This is a genomic window from Kocuria tytonicola (assembly GCF_003687455.1).
Classification (GTDB): Bacteria; Actinomycetota; Actinomycetes; order Actinomycetales; family Micrococcaceae; genus Kocuria; species Kocuria tytonicola.
The window spans coordinates 1-17,857 of the sequence record NZ_PHOA01000046.1 but is presented as its reverse complement, the minus strand read 5'-3'; the positions used below and the strand labels follow the sequence as shown (position 1 = coordinate 17,857).

General features: G+C 71.2%; 13 protein-coding genes, 3 tRNA genes and 1 pseudogene. 11 read left to right on the top strand and 6 right to left on the bottom strand.

What is annotated here, in order from left to right; genetic code table 11:
• A pseudogene (locus CWC38_RS12385) lies at window positions 1-127 on the top strand (IS5/IS1182 family transposase); the annotation flags it as partial.
• On the opposite strand, the gene CWC38_RS06725 reads toward CWC38_RS12385, so the two are convergent.
• A complete protein-coding gene (locus tag CWC38_RS06725; protein ID WP_121846038.1) occupies window positions 124-1,686 on the bottom strand; it encodes a nucleobase:cation symporter-2 family protein in 1,563 nt (520 codons plus the stop codon). The pseudogene CWC38_RS12385 and the gene CWC38_RS06725 overlap by 4 nt on opposite strands.
• A gap of 135 nt (window positions 1,687-1,821) precedes the next feature.
• Between CWC38_RS06725 and CWC38_RS06720 the strand changes: the two genes are divergently transcribed.
• The gene (locus CWC38_RS06720; protein WP_121846037.1) at window positions 1,822-2,325 is read left to right on the top strand and encodes a phosphoribosyltransferase; all 504 of its coding nucleotides are present in this window, start codon (window positions 1,822-1,824) and stop codon (window positions 2,323-2,325) included.
• 196 nt (window positions 2,326-2,521) lie between these two features.
• Here CWC38_RS06720 and CWC38_RS06715 read toward each other — a convergent pair whose 3' ends face one another.
• Both CWC38_RS06715 and pta read right to left on the bottom strand, forming a co-directional pair.
• Window positions 2,522-3,754, bottom strand: coding sequence for an acetate/propionate family kinase (locus tag CWC38_RS06715; RefSeq protein ID WP_121846036.1), 1,233 nt, complete (start codon window positions 3,752-3,754; stop codon window positions 2,522-2,524).
• A 139-nt stretch (window positions 3,755-3,893) separates the two neighbouring features.
• Window positions 3,894-5,987, bottom strand: a complete 2,094-nt coding sequence (gene pta / locus CWC38_RS06710; RefSeq protein ID WP_121846035.1) for a phosphate acetyltransferase — start codon at window positions 5,985-5,987, stop codon at window positions 3,894-3,896.
• Window positions 5,988-6,092: 105 nt separating this feature from the next.
• Here pta and CWC38_RS06705 point away from each other — a divergent pair, with 105 nt between their 5' ends.
• Together CWC38_RS06705 and CWC38_RS06700 are read left to right on the top strand one after the other, a co-directional pair.
• Complete coding sequence (locus tag CWC38_RS06705; protein ID WP_121846034.1) at window positions 6,093-6,464, top strand: thiamine-binding protein; 372 nt, start codon at window positions 6,093-6,095, stop codon at window positions 6,462-6,464.
• A 16-nt stretch (window positions 6,465-6,480) separates the two neighbouring features.
• A complete protein-coding gene (locus CWC38_RS06700; protein WP_121846033.1) occupies window positions 6,481-7,413 on the top strand; it encodes a spermidine synthase in 933 nt (310 codons plus the stop codon).
• A 39-nt stretch (window positions 7,414-7,452) separates the two neighbouring features.
• Here the strand turns inward: CWC38_RS06700 and CWC38_RS06695 are convergent, their stop codons facing one another.
• Window positions 7,453-8,913: an NCS2 family permease gene (locus CWC38_RS06695; RefSeq protein ID WP_165860364.1), complete on the bottom strand. Its 1,461-nt coding sequence runs from the start codon at window positions 8,911-8,913 to the stop codon at window positions 7,453-7,455.
• Between the two features lie 224 nt (window positions 8,914-9,137).
• Here CWC38_RS06695 and CWC38_RS06690 point away from each other — a divergent pair, with 224 nt between their 5' ends.
• Window positions 9,138-10,562 carry an FAD-dependent oxidoreductase gene (locus CWC38_RS06690; RefSeq protein WP_206059870.1) on the top strand — a complete coding sequence of 475 codons (1,425 nt, stop codon included), beginning with the start codon at window positions 9,138-9,140 and terminating at the stop codon, window positions 10,560-10,562.
• Between the two features lie 111 nt (window positions 10,563-10,673).
• On the opposite strand, the gene CWC38_RS06685 is transcribed toward CWC38_RS06690, so the two are convergent.
• Window positions 10,674-12,038, bottom strand: coding sequence for a D-arabinono-1,4-lactone oxidase (locus tag CWC38_RS06685; RefSeq protein ID WP_240625097.1), 1,365 nt, complete (start codon window positions 12,036-12,038; stop codon window positions 10,674-10,676).
• Between the two features lie 217 nt (window positions 12,039-12,255).
• On the opposite strand from CWC38_RS06685, the gene CWC38_RS06680 reads away from it, so the two are divergent.
• From CWC38_RS06680 to CWC38_RS06660, 5 genes are all read left to right on the top strand, one after another.
• Window positions 12,256-13,203 (top strand): universal stress protein, encoded by a 948-nt coding sequence (locus CWC38_RS06680; protein WP_121846029.1) that lies wholly within the window; start codon window positions 12,256-12,258, stop codon window positions 13,201-13,203.
• Between the two features lie 117 nt (window positions 13,204-13,320).
• A tRNA-Glu gene (locus CWC38_RS06675) sits at window positions 13,321-13,393 on the top strand.
• Window positions 13,394-13,481: 88 nt separating this feature from the next.
• Window positions 13,482-13,555 (top strand) — tRNA-Asp (locus tag CWC38_RS06670).
• A gap of 75 nt (window positions 13,556-13,630) precedes the next feature.
• Window positions 13,631-13,703, top strand: a tRNA-Phe gene (locus CWC38_RS06665).
• A gap of 321 nt (window positions 13,704-14,024) precedes the next feature.
• Window positions 14,025-14,486, top strand: a complete 462-nt coding sequence (locus CWC38_RS06660) for a hypothetical protein (RefSeq protein WP_121846028.1) — start codon at window positions 14,025-14,027, stop codon at window positions 14,484-14,486.
• Window positions 14,487-14,489: 3 nt separating this feature from the next.
• Here CWC38_RS06660 and CWC38_RS06655 read toward each other — a convergent pair whose 3' ends face one another.
• On the bottom strand, window positions 14,490-16,415 hold the full coding sequence (locus CWC38_RS06655) for a glycoside hydrolase family 13 protein (protein ID WP_121846027.1): 1,926 nt from the start codon (window positions 16,413-16,415) through the stop codon (window positions 14,490-14,492).
• Between the two features lie 470 nt (window positions 16,416-16,885).
• Here CWC38_RS06655 and CWC38_RS06650 point away from each other — a divergent pair, with 470 nt between their 5' ends.
• Complete coding sequence (locus CWC38_RS06650; RefSeq protein ID WP_240625095.1) at window positions 16,886-17,764, top strand: putative endonuclease domain-containing protein; 879 nt, start codon at window positions 16,886-16,888, stop codon at window positions 17,762-17,764.
• Window positions 17,765-17,857 lie beyond the last annotated feature (93 nt).

The following is a 17,857-nucleotide window of genomic DNA, read 5'->3' as shown; positions in this document are numbered from 1 at the left end:
CTACTGCCACCTCAAACAATGGCGCGCCATCGCAACCCGGTACGACAAACACGCTGTGACCTACCGCGCCGCCATCATCCTGCACTCCGTCATCACCTGGACGAAGGCTTTGTCAGACACGCCCTAGTCGTCCAGGGCGCGGCGGATGTCGTCCAGGGAGGTCAGCTCGCCCGCGTTGATGCGCTCGCGCACGGACTCGTACTGCTCCTGGGACGAGGCGAACGGGATCTCCCGCCCCTGGGCGTCCAGCAGGCGGCCGTCCACGAACTGGTCGCCGTCCTGCAGGGCGCCGGCCTCCCGCGGGGACAGGACGCGCAGCCCCACGGTGCCCATTCCCATGGCCTCCGTGGAACTCTTGTGGACGCTCAGCTCGTTGAAGAAGAAGTTCATCACGAGCGCCGCCACGGCGGCGGAGGAGATCCCGGAGGAGAAGATGATGCCCACCCAGGACGGGAACGCGGCGTAGAAGTCCGGGGCCACGATGGGCACCATGCCGAAGGACAGGGAGACCGCCACGATGATGAGGTTCATGCCGCCGCGGTAGTCCACGCGGGCCAGCGTGCGGATGCCGGAGGACATCACCGTGCCGAACAGCACGAACCCGGCACCGCCCATCACGGGCAGCGGGATGGCGGCGATCACCCGGCCGAGCACGGGCAGCAGCCCCAGCAGCACCATGAACACGCCGCCCAGGGCCACCACGTAGCGGCTCTTGACCTTGGTGATGGCCACGAGACCCACGTTCTGCACGAAGGCCGTCTGCGTGAAGGAGTTGAACACGGGGGCCACGGCGGAGGACAGCATGTCCGCGCGCAGCCCGTCCGCGATGCGGGCCGAGTTGATGCGGGAGCCCGTGACCTCGGACAGCGCCAGGATGTCCGCCGTGGTCTCCGCCATGTTCACCAGGATCACGATGGCCATGGCCGCGATCGCCGCCAGGTGGAACGTGGGCGCACCGAAGTGGAACGGGGAGGGCAGCGCCACCCACGCGCCGTCGCCCACATGTGAGAAGTCGGCCATGCCGAGGACCCAGGCCAGCAGCGTGCCCGCCACGATGGCCACCAGGATGGCCAGCCGGGACAGCACCGCGCCACCGAACTTGGAGAGCAGCAGCACGGCCAGCAGGGTGAACCCGGCCAGCGCGATGTTGGGCAGGGCGCCGAAGTCCGGGGCCTTCTCGTTCCCGCCCATGGACCACGACGCCGCCACGGGCACCAGGGTGATGCCGATGGTCGTGATGATGGAGCCCGTCACCACGGGAGGGAAGAAACGCAGCACCCGCGCGAAGAACGGGGCCACCAGGAAGCCGAACGCGGAGGCCACCATGATGGAGCCCATCACGGACTGGATGCCGCCGCCCGTGGCGAGCACCGAGAGCATCGTGGCGATGCCCGTGAAGGAGACACCCTGCACGAGCGGGAGCTGAGATCCGATCCGCGGCAGCCCCCACGCCTGCAGGAACGTGGCGAACCCGCCCACGAACAGGGCCGCGGCCACGAGCAGGGCGGTGGTGGCGGCGTCGTATCCCGCGGCACTGGAGACCACCAGCGGGACGGCGATGAGCCCGCCGTACATCGTGAGGATGTGCTGCACGGCGTAGACCACGGTGCGCCCGGCGCCGAGCCGTTCGTCCTCGGGGCGGGACCCCCGCTCATCGGACAGGACGGACGGCGCGCTGCTGGACATGGAGATCCTCGGTGGGGACGGAGACGTGGACTCACGCACAGTGTAGGCGGGTGGGCGCCCGGGCCGGGGCTGTGCCCGCGTGCCGCCGGGCCGGTGCTGCGCGCCCGGGACCCGAAAACCGACTAATCTACGGGAATGGCCTTTCACGCGGACTCCACCGAACTGGACAACAAGGAAATCCTCACCTGGGAGGGGTTCGGCGTTGCCAGCCGGGAACTCGCCCAGCAGATCGTGGACTCGGACTTCGAGCCGGACATCATCATCGCGGTGGCCCGTGGTGGTCTGCTGCCCGCCGGCGCCCTGTCCTATGCCATGGGCGTGAAGCTCTCCGACGCCGTGAACGTCGAGTTCTACACGGACGTCCACGAGACCCTGCCGGACCCGGTGCTGCTCGCGCCCATGCTGGACACCGAGTCGATCAGCGACAAGAAGGTCCTGGTGGTGGACGACGTCGTGGACTCCGGGCGCACCCTCGCGCTGGTCCTCGAACTGCTGCGCGGCTACGGCGCCGAGTGCCGTTCCGCCGTGATCTACGAGAAGCCGCGCTCGGAGGTTCGCCCCGACTTCTCCTGGAAGTCCACGGACGAGTGGATCGTGTTCCCGTGGTCCGCGGAGGAACCGGTCACCAAGTCCCGCTGACCGGCCGGTCCGCGGGACTCCCCAAGTTTCAAGTGCAGCTCATGCCGCCTACCGCTCAGTAGGCGGCATGAGCTGCACTTAGGAGCAGAAGCAGAGGCAGCGCCAGCACCGGCCGCCGCCGTGGAACCAGAACCGGGGCCGGCCGGGAGACCGCCGGGTGACCGTCACAGCGCTCCCCGGTCCCGGCACCGGCGCCTCAGTTCTTCACGCGCTCCCACATCAGTGCCGCGGTGGCCTCGGCAATGGCGCGCTCCTCATCCGTGGCCACCACCAGGACCTCGATGGCCGAACCGGGTGCGCTCACGCGGGCCACGTCCCCCTCGGGGTGCTCATTGAGCGCCGGGTTCAGGGTGATGCCGAGTGCACCGAGCTGGTCGCACACCAGGGCGCGGAACGCGGGGGAGTTCTCCCCGATCCCCGCGGTGAAGATCAGCGCCTGCGCCCCGCCCACGGCCACGTGGTAGCCGCCGACGTACTTGGCCAGCCGGTACGCGGCCATCTCCAGGGCCAGCTGTGCCCGCTGGTCCCCGGAGTCCGCGCGCTGCTGCACGGCGCGCATGTCCGAGTCCCCGCACACGCCCTGCAGGCCGGACTCGTTGTTGAGGATCCGGTTCATCTCCTGGGCGCTCATCTCCGGGTTGCGCTCGAGCATGGCGGTGACCACGGAGGGGTCCAGGTCACCGCTGCGGGTGCCCATGACCAACCCGGCCAGGGGGGTGTAGCCCATGGAGGTGTCGAAGGAGCGGCCCCCGCGGATGGCGGTGGCCGAGGCCCCGTTGCCCAGGTGGGCCACCACGGCGTTGAACTGCTCCCGCGGGATGCCCAGGAACTCGCACGCCTTGCCGGTGACGTAGTCGTGGGACGTGCCGTGGAAGCCGTAGCGGCGCATCCCGTGCATCTCGTACCAGTCCTCGGGGACGGCGTATCGCCAGGCCTTCTCCGGCATGGTCCGGTGGAACGCGGTGTCGAACACGCACACCTGGGGCATGCCCGGGTACGTCCTCTGGATGGCGCGCAGCCCCAGCGCGTGGGCGGGGTTGTGCAGCGGGGCCAGGGGCGCGAGCCGCTCGATGGCCCGGATGATCTCGTTGTTCACCAGCACGGGGGCGGAGAAGCGTTCGCCACCGTGCACCACCCGGTGGCCCGCGGCGTCAATGGTGCGCCCGCCGAGCTCCTCGTCCAGGCGCTGCGCGAGGATCTCGAGCGCCTGGGTGTGGTCCTCGATCTCGGACGTGCCGATGTTCTCGATCAGCCCCTTGGTGACCACCTCGCCGCCGGCCATGCCCGCCGTGGCGGTGGCCAGCGGCACGTTCTCGTTGATCGCGGGCATGGAGGACGTGTAGGTGCTGGGCTCGGAGCCCTCCGGGGTGACCTCCCGCACCTGGTACTTGATGGAGGAGGAGCCGCAGTTGACGACGAGCACGAGCATGGTGTGTCCCTTCAGCGGCGCGGACGCCGCGGGTTGTGGAGGATCCTGGTCTCGGCGGTGGAGTACGCCGTGGCGGACGACGACGCCGCGCCGCGGCCTCTCGGGGGCCGTTCGCCGGTGCTGCCGCGCCCCGGGGCGGCTACAGCGTCTGCGCCTGGATGGCCGTGATGGCCACGGTGTTGACGATGTCGTCCACGGTGCAGCCGCGGGAGAGGTCGTTCACGGGCTTGCGCAGCCCCTGCAGCACGGGGCCCACGGCCACGGCGCCGGCGGACTGCTGCACGGCCTTGTAGGTGTTGTTGCCGGTGTTCAGGTCCGGGAACACGAACACGGTGGCTTTCCCCGCCACGTGGGAACCGGGGAGCTTGGACCTGGCGATCGAGGCGTCCACGGCGGCGTCGTACTGGATGGGGCCCTCCACCTCGAAGTCCGGGTCCGCGGAGCGCACGATCTCCGTGGCCGCGCGCACACGCTCCACGTCCTCGCCGGAGCCGGAGCCGCCGGTGGAGTAGGACAGCATGGCCACGCGGGGGTCCACGCCGAACTCGCGGGCGGTCTGGGCCGAGGCCAGAGCGATGTCCGCGAGCTGCTGCTCGTCCGGGTTGGGATTCACCGCGCAGTCGCCGTAGACGAGCACCCGGTCCGCCAGCAGCATGAAGAACACCGAGGAGACGATGTTCACGCCCTCGCGCGTCTTCACGAACTCCAGGGCGGGGCGAATGGTGTTCGCGGTGGTGTGGGCGGCCCCGGAGACCATTCCGTCCACGTCCCCCAGCTGCACCATCATGGTGCCGAAGTACGAGCCGTCCGCCATGCGCTCCAGCGCCTGGTCCCTGCTCACACCCTTGTGGGCCCGCAGCCGCACGTACTCGTCCGCGTACCGGTGGCGCAGGGCGTCGTCGTGCTGGAAGTCCACGAGGTTCAGGTCCTCGGCGTCGAAGTCCAGCTCGATGCCCTCGGACTGCGCGAGCGCGCGGACGGCGTCGGGCTCGCCCAGCACCGTGAGGTCGCAGAAGTTGCGGCGGTGGATCAGCTCGGCGGCGCGCAGGATGCGGGGGTCGTCGCCCTCCGGGAGCACCACGTGCTTGCGGTCCGCGCGCGCCGACTCCACGAGCTCGTGCAGGAACCGCAGCGGCGTGCGCCGGACCGGGCGGGGGAGGGTGAGGCGCCCGGAGAGCTCGTCGCTGTCGATGTACTCGGCCCACGCGCCGCGCGCCGCGGCGATCTTGCGGGAGTGGGCGCCCGCCAGCGTGCCGCGGGTCGTGGCCACCGCCTGCGCCGTGGTGAAGGTGTCCCCCTCGGTCACGAGCACGGGGAAGGGCGCGGCACCCAGCAGGGAGCCCACGGCGCCGGTGGGACGGAAACCGCCGGTGAGCAGCATTCCCGCGGGCGTGGGAAGCGTGGGAGCCAACGACGACGCCAGGGTTGCGGAGACCACGTCCGTCCGGTCCCCGGGGGTGATCACCAGGTCCCCGTCCGCCATCTGGTCCAGGAAGTTGCCCGCCGTCATGGCGGCCACCTTCACGGCCTTGATGTCACGGTCCAGGGAGCTGGCGTTGAAGTCCGTGCCGTAGCCCTGGGCGTCCACGAGCTCGGCCACGGTGGGGTTGGAGATCGCGGGGAGCTCCGGGATCACGTACGCCGGGAGGTTGTGGTTGCCGGGCTTGGCCTGCTGCCGGATCTGCTCCGCCTGGGCGGGGTCCGCGCGGTTCACGATCACGGCGTAGATGTCGCAGCCGGCCTGACGCAGCTCCGTGCGGGTCACGTCGATCGCGTTGAGGACGTCCTTGACCCGCTCGGAGTCGTGCGCGCTGATCACCGCGGCCACGGAGCAGCCCATGTTGTTGGCGAGTCGCGCGTTGAGGTCGAACTCGGCGGTTGCGGCGTTGTGCGCCACGAGGTCCGTGCCGTCCACCACGATCACGTCGCACTCACGAGCCATCTCGGAGTAGACGGCCATGGCGGCGGAGTCGAGCTCGTCGTGGTCGCCGGAGGCGAGGATCTCGCGCGTCCGCTCCAGGGAGATCGCACCCCGGCAGCGGGAGTCCGGGAGGTCGAACGTGCGCTTCATGAGCTGCAGGACGGAGTCCTCCTCCGGTGCCGCGCCGTCGAAGACCGGGCGGAAGAAGCCCAGCGCGTCCGTGCGCTGGAACATGGTGTCCGTGAGGCCCAGGGCCACCAGCGTCTTGCCGCTCAGCGGGGTCATGGCGGAGATGTAGATGCCCTGGGTCATGGAACGTGCTCCCTTGCGTGGTCGACCGGTGGTGCCCCCAGTCTAGGAACTCCACACCCCACGCCGGGGGTCGCGCTCCCGCCACCCCGGTGCCACACTGGTCACATGTTGGTCGCCTTCTCAGTCTCGCCCAGTGGCGGGGACAACCCGGACGCCTCGGTGCACGACGCCGTGGCCGCAGCCGTGCACGTGGTGCGCGAGTCCGGGCTGCCCAACCGCACCGATTCCATGTTCACCACCATCGAGGGTGAGTGGGACGAGTGCATGGCCGTGGTCAAGGAGGCCACCGCGGCAGTGGCGGAGTACGGTCCGCGGGTGTCCCTGGTGCTCAAGGCGGACATCCGCCCGGGCCACACGGGGGAGCTGACGGGCAAGCTGGAACGCCTGGAGTCCGCGCTGCACAGCCACGAGCTCGGCCGTTCGCAGGAGCGCCGCGGCATCACGTCCGGCGCCGCGGACACCGCGCCCCAGTCGTGACGGTGCTGCCCACCCCGTGAGCAGGAAGAAGCACGGCAAGAACTCGAAGCGGGACGGGCGGGCTGAAGCCGGCGCGGCGGCGTCGTCGGACGCACCGGGCCTCGTGGAGCGCACCTGGGTCACGGACACGGGCACGGTGGAGCTGCAGCAGGACGCCTACGTGCCGGGCGCGTGGGTGCTGCGGGTGAACGGGGTGCCGTCCTCGCACATCGTCCCGGACCGCCCGGACCAGCTGGAGTTCGAGTACATGCGCTGGTTCTCCACGGTGCTGGAGGAGCACGTCTGCGCCCACCTGGACCCCACCGCGCTGCGCGTGCTGCACCTGGGCGGCGGGGCGTGCACCATGGCCCGCTACCTCGCGTGGCGCTACCCGCAGGCGCGCCAGGTGGTCGTGGAGCTCGACGCCGCCCTGGCCACCTTGGTGCGCGAGTGGCTGGACCTGCCCCGCGCACCGCTGCTGCGGATCCGCCCGGGGGAGGCGCGCGCGGTCACGGAGTCGCTCACGGCGGGCTCGCGGGACGTCGTGATCCGGGACGTCTTCGCCGGGGAGCAGACCCCGGGGCACCTGCGCACGGTGGAGTTCGCGCGGCACGTGGACCGGGTGCTCGCCCCGAACGGGCTGTACCTGCTGAACGTGGGGGACACCCGCAACCTCAAGGGCACGCGCGCGGAGATCGCCGCGCTGCTGGAGGTCTTCGAGCACGTGGCCGCGGTCGCGGACCCCGCCATGCTCAAGGGCCGCCGCTACGGCAACGTGGTGCTCGCGGCGTCCCACGCACCGCTTCCTGCGGCCGGTTCCGCCGACGCCGCCGCGCTGGGTCGCGAGCTGCTCGGGGGCTCCCTGCCGGCCCAGTACAAGGACACGGCGTGGTGCCGTGAGCTCGCGGGGGACACCGGCCCGTGGCACGACAAGCCCGCGGACCCGGTCCCGGAGGGGCCGGGGGTGTGACGCCAGGCGGCGCGCGGCGGCGTCGTCGGGGGAGCGGGATCAGCCCGCCCAGCCCTCGATCACGCCGATCCCGAAGAACGCCACGAACGCCAGGGCCACCACGTACATGAGCGGGTGCACGTCCTTCGCACGGCCCTGGACCAGGCGGATGAACACGTAGGAGACGAAGCCCGCGCCGATGCCGTTGGCGATCGAGTACGTGAAGGGCATGACCGCGAAGGTGAGGAACGCGGGGACGGCCACACCCCAGTCGTTCCAGTCGACGGCCACCACGTTCTTGGCCATCAGGAAGCCCACCACCACCATGGCGGGGGCCACGGCCTCGAAGGGCACCACGTTGACCAGCGGTGTGAGGAACATGGCGGTCAGGAACAGCGCACCGGTGACCACGTTGGCCAGCCCGGTGCGGGCACCCTCGGCAATGCCCGTGGAGGACTCCACGAAGATCTGGTTGGAGGACACGGACCCCGCGCCACCCGCCACGGCACCCACGGCATCCACGAGCAGCACGCGGTTGATGTTCTCGATCTGCCCGTCCTCCGCCACCAGGCCGGCCTGCTGGGAGAGCCCCACCATGGTGCCCATCGCATCGAAGAAGATGGACAGCAGGATGGTGAAGACCAGCAGCAGGCAGGCGATCCCCCCGAGCTGGCGGAACGCGTCGATCGGAGCCGCGGAGCCCAGCAGGGAGAGGTCCGGGACCGCGAAGAGGCTCTCGGGGGTGGCGGGCACCACGAGCGACCACCCGTGCGGGTCGTCCACCGAGGAGCCGCTGGGGGAGACCGCTTCCAGGACGTGCGCCAGGACGGTGGTCAGCACCACGGAGATCAGGATCCCGCCCTTGACGTTGCGCACCATCAGGGCGACCGTCAGCAGCAGCCCCACCACGAAGGTGAGCGTGGGCCAGCCGAGCAGCTCACCGCCCACGCCCAGCTGCACGGGCACCGTGGTGTGGGCGGCGTCCGGGATGCGGCGCACGAACCCTGCGTTCACGAACCCGATCAGCGCGATGAACAGCCCGATCCCCACCACGATGGCCGTCTTCAGCGAGTCCGGCACCGCGTTGAACACGGCGGTGCGGAACCCGGTGAGCACCAGCACCACCATGATCACACCGGCCCAGATCACCAGGCCCATCACCTGCGGCCACGTGAGCCCGGGGTTGGTGGCGATCGTGACGGCCAGGAACGCGTTCACCCCCAGCCCCGTGGCCAGACCGAACGGGGACTTGGCCCACACGCCCATGAGGATGGTGAGCACACCGGCCACCAGCGCGGTCATGGCGGCCACGCGCTCGCCGCCCAGCACGTTGCCCGCACCGTCCGGGCCGTGGCCGAGCACCAGGGGGTTGAGCACCACGATGTAGCTCATGGCGATGAACGTGGCCACGCCGCCGCGGACCTCCCGGCCCACGGTGGAGCCGCGCCGGGTGATGGAGAAGAAGCGGTCCAGCCCGCCACGGGGCTCGCTGCGAGTGGTGGGCGGGGTGGCTGACGACATGCGGATCCTCACGGGTGGGTGCGCGCGGGGCACCTTGGGAAACAGGTGGGGGCGTTTGTGTAGAAATACTACGCCGACGCCGCTGTCCCACCCCGCGCCCGCGGGCTCCGGTCCCCTGCCCGCCCGCCGTGGGCGGAGCCGTGGTTAGGCAAGACTGACCACGGTTCACTACCGTTGATCCCAGTCCCTGCCAGCACGCCCATCCCGCGTGCGCGTCGAAAGGAATCACCACCGTGACAACCCCCTCCTCCCCGCGTCCGCTGCGCGTGGCCGTGATCGGCGCCGGACCGGCCGGGATCTACGCCGCGGACATGCTCACCAAGACCGACGCGGTGCGTGAGGGCGAGCTCGAGGTCAGCGTGGACCTGTTCGACCGCTACCCCACCCCGTTCGGACTCATCCGCTACGGCGTGGCCCCGGACCACCCCCGCATCAAGGGCATCATCACGGCGCTGCGCTCCATCCTGGGCCGCGGGGACATCCGGTTCTTCGGCAACGTGGAGTACGGCAAGGACCTCATCCTGGGCGAGTTCCTCACGCACTACGACGCCGTCATCTTCGCCACGGGCGCGGTCAACGACGCTCCGCTGGACATCCCCGGTGCGGACCTGGACGGCTCCTACGGCGCCGCGCGCTTCGTGGCGTGGTACGACGGCCACCCGGACTACCCCCGCACGTGGCCCCTGAACGCGAAGGAGATCGCGGTCATCGGCAACGGCAACGTGGCCCTGGACGTGGCACGGGTGCTCTCCAAGCACGCGGACGACATGCTCGTGACCGAGATCCCGGGCAACGTGTACCAGGGGCTGAAGGAGTCCCCCGTCACGGACGTGCACATCTTCGGCCGCCGCGGCCCCGCCCAGATCAAGTTCACGCCGCTGGAGCTGCGCGAGCTGGCCAAGTCCCGGGACGTGGACATCGTGGTCTACGACGAGGACTTCCAGTTCGACGAGGCCTCCGAGAAGGCCATGACCGAGAACAACCAGACCAAGGTCATGATGAAGACCCTGCAGAAGTGGCGCGAGGACGACTCGCCCAGGACGGCCTCCCGCCGGCTGCACCTGCACTTCCTGCAGACCCCGGACGAGATCCTCGGGGACGAGGACGGCAAGGTCCGGGCCATCCGCATGGAGCGCACCCGGCTCAACGGGGACGCCTCCGTCACGGGCACCGGCGAGTACACCGAGTACCCGGTGCAGGCCGTCTACCACGCGATCGGCTACCTGGGCTCGCCGCTGCCCGAGCTCCCGTTCGACCCCGAACGCGGCGTGATCCTCAACCAGGAGGGCCGTGTGGTGGACGCCGACGGCGCTCCCGTCCCCGGCGTGTACGCCACCGGCTGGATCAAGCGCGGCCCCGTGGGCCTGATCGGCGCCACCAAGTCCGACGCCCTGGAGACCGTCACCCACCTGGTGGAGGACCGGGCGGCGCTCGCGGATCCCGAGAACCCGGACCCGCAGGCCGTGGTGGAGCTGCTGGACGGCAAGGGCGTCGCGTACACCACGTGGGACGGCTGGCTGGCCCTGGACGAGTACGAGCAGAGCCTGGGGCAGTCCTCCCACGACGCCGAGGGCAACCCCCGTGAGCGCGTCAAGGTGGTGGAGCGGGACGAGATGATCTCCGTGTCCCGCAGCGGCGCGGGGCAGTAGCCCCACCGGGCAGGCGCCGGCCGGGGGCGCACCCCGCGACGACGCACCGTCCCCTGGTGGCCGGTGGGACGGTGCGTCGGGCATGTGGTGGCGGGCCCCCGGCCCCGGTGCTCAGACCCCCAGCAGGGTGCGCGTGTGCTCGTTGAGCAGCAGCCCCTCGGGGTCCAGCTCCGCGCGCGCCGCCAGGAAGTCCTCCCAGCGCGGGTAGCAGGGGGCGAGGTCCGCGGCGGTGCGGGTGTGCAGCGTGCCCCAGTGGGGGCGGCCACCGTGGTCCACCAGGATCTGCTCGGCCGCGGTGAGGAAGCTCTGGCGGGGCCGTTTCCCGTACTGGCGCAGGTTGATCCAGCCCGTGTACCGCCCCGCGGCGGGGGAGAGCAGCGCCGGGTCCGGCGGGGAGCAGCGCACGGTCAGCGGGAACGAGAGGTCGTAGCCGTGGGCTTCCACGAGCGTGCGCAGCTCCCGGAAGGCGGGGACCGTGTTCTCCAGGGGCAGTCCGTACTCGGCGGAGACGTAGCGCACGGGGCGGGCCACGGTGAACACCCGGTAGGAGACGTCCGTGTAGCGCCGTGAGCTCTCCGCGAGGGACTCGATCCTGTTGAGCCCGTTCACGGCGCGCGGCAGCAGGTTCCCCACGCGGCCCAGGCCGGCGGTCAGGGAGGTGCGCAGAACGGCGTCGTCCGCGCGGCGCAGGGCACGGGAGATCGGGGAGGCCGGGCGGGTGTACTCGTCCGGGAGCCGGTGCAGGCGGCTCAGGATGCGGGTGTGGGCCGTGGTGGTGCCAGGCATCCAGGAGAACTCCACGTGGTCCGCCGCGGACATCCGCTCCTGCAGGGTGTCCAGCAGGGGGTCCAGGGGCTCGCGGAACTCCGCGCAGTGCAGCCGGAACGCGTTCACGCACTGCAGGGTCACCGAGACGAGCACGCCCAGCACCCCGAGGTGCGTGCGGGCCGCCGCGAGCAGGTCCGGGCGGTGGGACTCGGAGCACGAAACCACGTCACCGCCGGGTGTGACCATGCTGACCCCGATCACCTGGCCACCCAGGGACGGCTGGCCCAGGCCGGTGCCGTGCGTTCCCGTGGCGATCGCGCCGCCCACGGTCATGTGGGAGGAGTCCGGCAGGTTCGCCAGTGCGAGCCCGTGCTCCTCCAGCACCAGGTTCAGCTCCTGCAGCGTGGTCCCGGCGAAGACGGTGACGCGCTGGTGCTCCTCGTCCACGGACACCAGACCGGTGAGGGCGGAGGTGTCCAGGAGGGCGTCCCCGGTGGGCACCAGGGGACTGCAGCTGTGGCCCGAACCGGCCGGACGCACCCGCAGTCCGGTGCGGGCGGCGTCGGCCAGCACGGCCAGCACCTGGTCCGAGCCCGCGGGGCGCACGGTGACGGCGGGCTCCGCGCTGAGGTTGCCGCCCCACGAGCGCCACGTGCCGCCCCTGACCCGGGCAGGCATGGTCCCGTCCGATGCTTCGTGTGTGCTCACGGTCCGTCTCCGTTCCGGGGCACGGGTGCCCCCTCGGCTGCTGTCCGGTGCGCGCCGCGACCCGTCTCGGGTGCGGAGGGCTGCGCGGCGGGGGGCGGTGGCGAGGCGCCGTCGATCCCCTGGTTCCAGGCGCTCCCATCATCTCACTGCCGCCCCTCCCATCGGCACCGCCGGGGCTAGGCTGGAAGCAGCAGTCCGCGGTCCGGGAGGGAACACCATGAGCGCACGCGAGTCCGAGATCGTCGTGGGGGTGGACGGCTCCGAGCAGAGCCTGGGCGCCCTGCACTGGGCGGCCCGGGAGGCCCGCCGCCGCGACGCACCGCTGCACGTGGTCACCGCCTACACGGTCCCCATGGTCGGCGGCTCCACCTTCGACGTGGGCTACGCCGCGTTCGACGACGCCGCCGTGAACCGCGCCGTCCAGGAGCTCGTGGCGGACGCCCGACGCCGCGTGGCAGAGCTGGACGTGGAGGTCCTCTCCACGGTGGAGGCCGGGGACCCCTCCGGGGTGCTCGTGGAGCTCAGCCGCCACGCGCAGTTACTCGTCCTGGGATCGAGCGGTCGCGGCGGGTTCCTCGGGCGCCTGCTGGGCTCGGTGTCCACCGCGGTGCCCGCCCACGCCCACTGCCCCGTGGGCATCATTCCCCTGCAGTGGGGGATCGACTACCGGGTGAGCGAGAACGTGGGCCGCCACCGGGCTTTCGTGGACGGCGTGACCGTGGGCTCGGACGGCTCCGCGCACGCGAGCTCCGCGATGCTGTGGGCCGCGGACGAGGCCGAGCAGCTGGGGGTGCCCCTGCACGTGGTGTGCGCGGCGCCGTCGGAGACCGCGTCCTACGCCTGGCTGCCCTCGCCGGTGGACTTCGACGACCTGCGCGGAGAGGTCCGCGCGGCGCTCGAGGCGTGCGTGGCCTGGCTGCGCGGACACTTCCCGGGGCTGGAGATCACCGGCGAGCTGGTGGACGGGGCGCCCATCGACACGCTCGTGGCGCGCTCCGCGCAGAACCAGCTGGTGGTCACGGGGACCCGGGGCCGCGGTGGCTTCGCGGGCATGCTGCTGGGCTCCACCTCCCAGGGCGTGCTCCACAGCTGCACCGGGCCCGCGATGATCGTCCCGCGGTTCGAGGATCCCCGGCTGGGGGACCGCCCGGACGTGGCGGTCTGAGAGCCCGTGGCGCCGCACCGCCCCATACCACGACCGTTTGTGGAACGGGGTCTTTGGCTCTAAGCTACTGGATGTCCATCGTCCGTGCTGCCTGCGCAGTGCCCGGACGAGGTTCTGGCCCCCATCGTCTAGCGGCCTAGGACACCGCCCTTTCACGGCGGCGGCACGGGTTCGAATCCCGTTGGGGGTACGTTTTCCACGGGGAAGCCCGCCAGGCGCTCGATTTGCACAGCGAAGCGTTGGACCTGGTAGGATATCCACTCGTTGGAAACAACCAAGGCCCTGTAGCGCAGTTGGTTAGCGCGCCGCCCTGTCACGGCGGAGGTCGCGGGTTCAAGTCCCGTCAGGGTCGCTCAGACGGCGATGAAAAGGCAACTTTTCGCGCCGTCGCGGCATATCACCGAGAGTTCTGCTCCCGGGAGTGCCTGGCTCTGTAGCTCAGTTGGTAGAGCGTACGACTGAAAATCGTAAGGTCACCGGATCGACGCCGGTCGGAGCCACTGAACCCCCGCGTGGCTTCTACACGCGGGGGTTCTTTGCTGTCCGGGCCCCTGGGGCCGCTCGTGCCGTCCGGGGGCCGTTCTGCTGGCCCCGTTCCTCCGCCGCGGCGGGCACTCGTCCACCCGGGCCACACATCGTGGGCTCGCCCCGCACCCTCAGCCTGCGCCGAGGTTGCGGCTCTACCGTGGGGTCTGCTGGCGGTACCGTCCCCCACCGCGGGCGTTCCGGTGCCGCGTCTCCGGGGCGGCCCCGTGCCGGGGACCCGGCCGCCCACGAGAACCAGCGCGCGGGCCGCGCGCACGACCGGGAGGGGCGCCGCCATGACGCACCGCAGGCGCATGCTCGGTGGACTCGCCGCCCTGGTCCTCTCCCTGGCGCTCACCGGATGCGGGCAGCACCCCACCAGGAGCACCGCGATCGAGCTCTCTCCCGTGACGCCCACCCCCACGCCCTCCGGGGCCAGCGCATCCGGCGCCCCGGTGGACACGCAGTCCTGCTTCGACGTCGCCGAGGCCTACAGCGGGCTGGAGCTGCTCCCCCTCACGGGCGACGCGGAGGACGAGCACCCGGACGACGACGCCGTGCGCCAGGCCCGCGAGTCCCTCACCGAGCTGCAGGACCAGCTGCCCGCCGCCGTGCGTCCCGCGTTCGCGGAGGCCGGAAAGGTCCTCGCGGACGCGGGGGACACCCTGCAGCCGGCCGAGGTCGTGCAGGTCCACGAGGCGCTGGCGCCCGCAGAGGCCTGGCTGCAGTCCCACTGCGCCACCGCGTCCCCGCGCTGAGGCTCAGAGGGCGAGCCACACCGCGCTGTCCACCGTGAGCCGGCCGGTGACCACGGCGTCCTGCCCGCTCGTGAGCAGCTGCGTGCCGCGGGTGAGCTCCTCGAAGCCCACGGCGTCCTCCCCGAGGTTCGCCGCGACCATCACCGTGCGGCCGTCCGCCGTGCTCAGCATGTAGGCGAGGACGTTGGCCCGGTCCTCGCTCAGCGGGTGCCACGCGAAGTCCGCGGTGCCCAGCCCCAGCTCCGAGCGCAGCCGCAGGGCCCGCCGGTACAGGTTCAGCGTGGACTGCGGATCGCCCTCCTGGTGGTCCACGGTGATCCCGTTGAAAGACTCCGGCTGCGGCAGCCACGGGTTCGGACCGAAGCCCAGCCCCTCGCCCACCGGAGACCAGGGCAGCGGCACGCGAGCGCCGTCGCGCCCCAGCTCCGCGCCCCCGGTGCGGTGGAACGCGGGGTCCTCGCGGGTGTCGTCGGGAAGCGCGGTGTGCTCCGGCAGGCCCAGCTCGTCGCCCTGGTAGACGTACGCGGAACCGGGCAGGGAGAGCTCCACCAGCGCCGCGGCGCGGGCCCGGCGCAGGCCCTGGCCGTGGAGCGGCTGCTCGTCCTGCGCCCCGATGCCGTTGGGGTACGCCGTGCGGGAGCCCAGCCCGTAGCGGGAGGCGTGGCGCACGGTGTCGTGGTTGGAGAGCACCCAGGTGCAGGGGGCACCCACCTCGTAGTTGGCACGCAGGGAGTCGTCGATGACGTTCCGCATCCGGTCCCGGTGCCAGCCCGCCACCAGGAAGTCGAAGTTGAAGGCCTGCTGCGCCTCGTCCGGGCGCACGTAGCGGGCCAGGCGCGGCGGCGGGCCCACCCACGCCTCCACCACGAGCATCCGGTCCCCGGGGTACTCCTCCAGGATGCGGTGCCAGTCGCGGTAGATCTCGTGCACGCCCTCCTGGTCGAAGTACGGGCCGGTGTCCATGGTCTTCTCGGGCTCCCCGGCGTCGTCGCCGGGCACGACGCCGCCCGCACCCTCCACGCCGGAGGCCGCCCCCTGCTCGGCGCCCACGGTTTCGGGGCCGGGCGCGGCGGCGAGAGGGGTGTCCGTCGGGGAGTCGCCGGTGGGGGAGGTGCCCTGCTCCGTGCCCACCGTCTCCGGGCCGAGGGTGTCCTGGGCGGTGGCCGCCGAGGAGGTGGCCTGCGCGGTGCCGGTGGCCGGGGCGTCGTCGTCCTCCGTGGTGCCCTCCACCATGTGGACCTGCTCGTCCCAGTCCGGCAGGCCGTCCGCCTTGATCATGCCGTGGGCCACGTCCACGCGGAAGCCGTCCGCGCCGCGGTCCAGCCAGAACCGCAGGATGGCGCGGAACTCCTCCCACACCTCCGGATTCTCCCAGTTCAGGTCCGGCTGGGAGGAGTCGAAGAGGTGCAGGTACCACTGGCCGTCCGGCACCCGGGTCCACGCACGTCCGCCGAAGACGGAGTTCCAGTTGTTGGGCGGCTGCTCACCGTTCTCGCCGGTGCCGTCGCGGAAGATGTAGCGCTCGCGCTCGGGGGAGCCGGGTGCGGAGGCCAGAGCGGCCCGGAACCACTCGTGGTCCTCGGAGGTGTGGTTGGGCACCAGGTCCACGATCACCTTCAGCCCCAGGCGCTGGGCTTCCTCGCGCATCCGGTCGAAGTCCTCGAGCGTGCCGAAGCGGGGGTCCACGGTGCGGTAGTCCGCGACGTCGTACCCGGCGTCGTGCTGCGGCGAGAGGTAGAACGGGGAGAGCCACACGGCATCCACGCCCAGGCGCTGCAGGTAGGGGAGCTTCTGGGTCACGCCGCCCAGATCACCCATGCCGTCACCGTTGGAGTCCTTGAAGGAGCGCGGGTAGACCTGGTAAATGACGGCGTCGCGCCACCACTCGGAACCGGACGGGGCGCAGAAGACGGTCTGGGAAGAAGTCACCGCCCCAGGCTACCCACCGGCGCTCCCGCCCCGCGTCCATGCCCCGTTGCAATTGCTCCGCTAATGCTGTTGTGAGTGAGCCGCGCTGCATTTGCTCCGCCAGAAACCACACCAGGGACCGCAATACGCCCGCCACCGCCATGTCCGCAGCCACATCTGCCGTGGCGTGGGCTCACCTGCTCGGGCAACGCCGCGCTGCATTTGCTCCGTTGTTGCAGATTTCCGGCCTCTCCGGCGCATTTGCTCCGCCCGACGGCGTCCGGGAACCTCCGCGGGCGTCCGGCGAGGGCTGTGGACAACCCGCCGCGCTCAGGAGCGATTTTTCCTAGAGTCCGGTCATGGTGTTCTACCAGCAGCGACCCGTTCCGTTCCCCTCCGAACCCGCGGTGGTGAGCACCTCAGAAGCGGGTGGCCGGGCCTCCCAGCTGCTCGGAGCACCGGGCATCCAGTGACTCGCACGAGGACTGTGGGTGCTCCAGGACCAGCCGCTCACGGACGTGGAGCGCGCAGTTCTCCTGCAGAAGCACCTGTGCGGTCCTCAGGCTGGGCTCGTGGTGAGCGGTGTGCGGGGGCTGGAGCTGCTACGACTCCCCGTGGGCGGGACCGAGCCGTGGGTGCACGGTGTTCTCAGCCGAGGGCGACAGCCGAGGAAGCAGGTGGCCCCGCGGTCTGCGGCCGACGGTCTCGTTGCCGCGCAGCAGCGAGTGGAGCTCCTGTGGACGGACCACCGGGTCCAGTCGCAGCAGGAAGGCATCAGAATCGCCAAGTCGCACGGCCTCCCGGATCTCGAGGGGCCGTGGGGGAGCCGCATCGCCCATCCCCTGGAATCCCTGGCCCGGCTTGCCCTGATACTCCCGCCGTGGCGCATCACGGCCTGTCTGGACGCGCTGCTCTCCACTCGATTCTGCGTTCTGGGGACCTCACAACCCCTGACGTTCTCCCGAGGACATCTGGAAGAGTGTTTGCAGTCCCTCCCTCCTCACGCCCGCGGGGTCATTCGGCTGCACCGGGCGTGGCGGGATGCCCGATCCCCCTGCTGGTCGCCGGCGGAGACTCTGGCCCGCCTGGTCATCGACCGTCACGGTCTGCCGGAGCCCGCCCTCAATCACGCGGTGGACGTGGCAGGTCGCACTTTCATCCTCGACCTGGCATGGCCTGGCGCTCGGGTCGCCCTCGAGTACAACGGCGCCGTGCATGCGCAGGAGATTGGTCAGTACCGGGATGAGATGTACCGCCTGTCCCTCCTGCGTGACGCGGGGTGGGACGTCACCGTGCTCACCTGGGACGATCTCCGCAACCCGGCCAGGCGGGAGACATGGCTGGCCCGTCTCCGCCGCACACTGGGCTGATCTCCATGCTGTCGTGTGGAGCAAGTGCACGCCAGCGCACCGGATTCTGCAATAACGGAGCAGATGCAACGGACCGAGCGGGCGGGCAGGGTG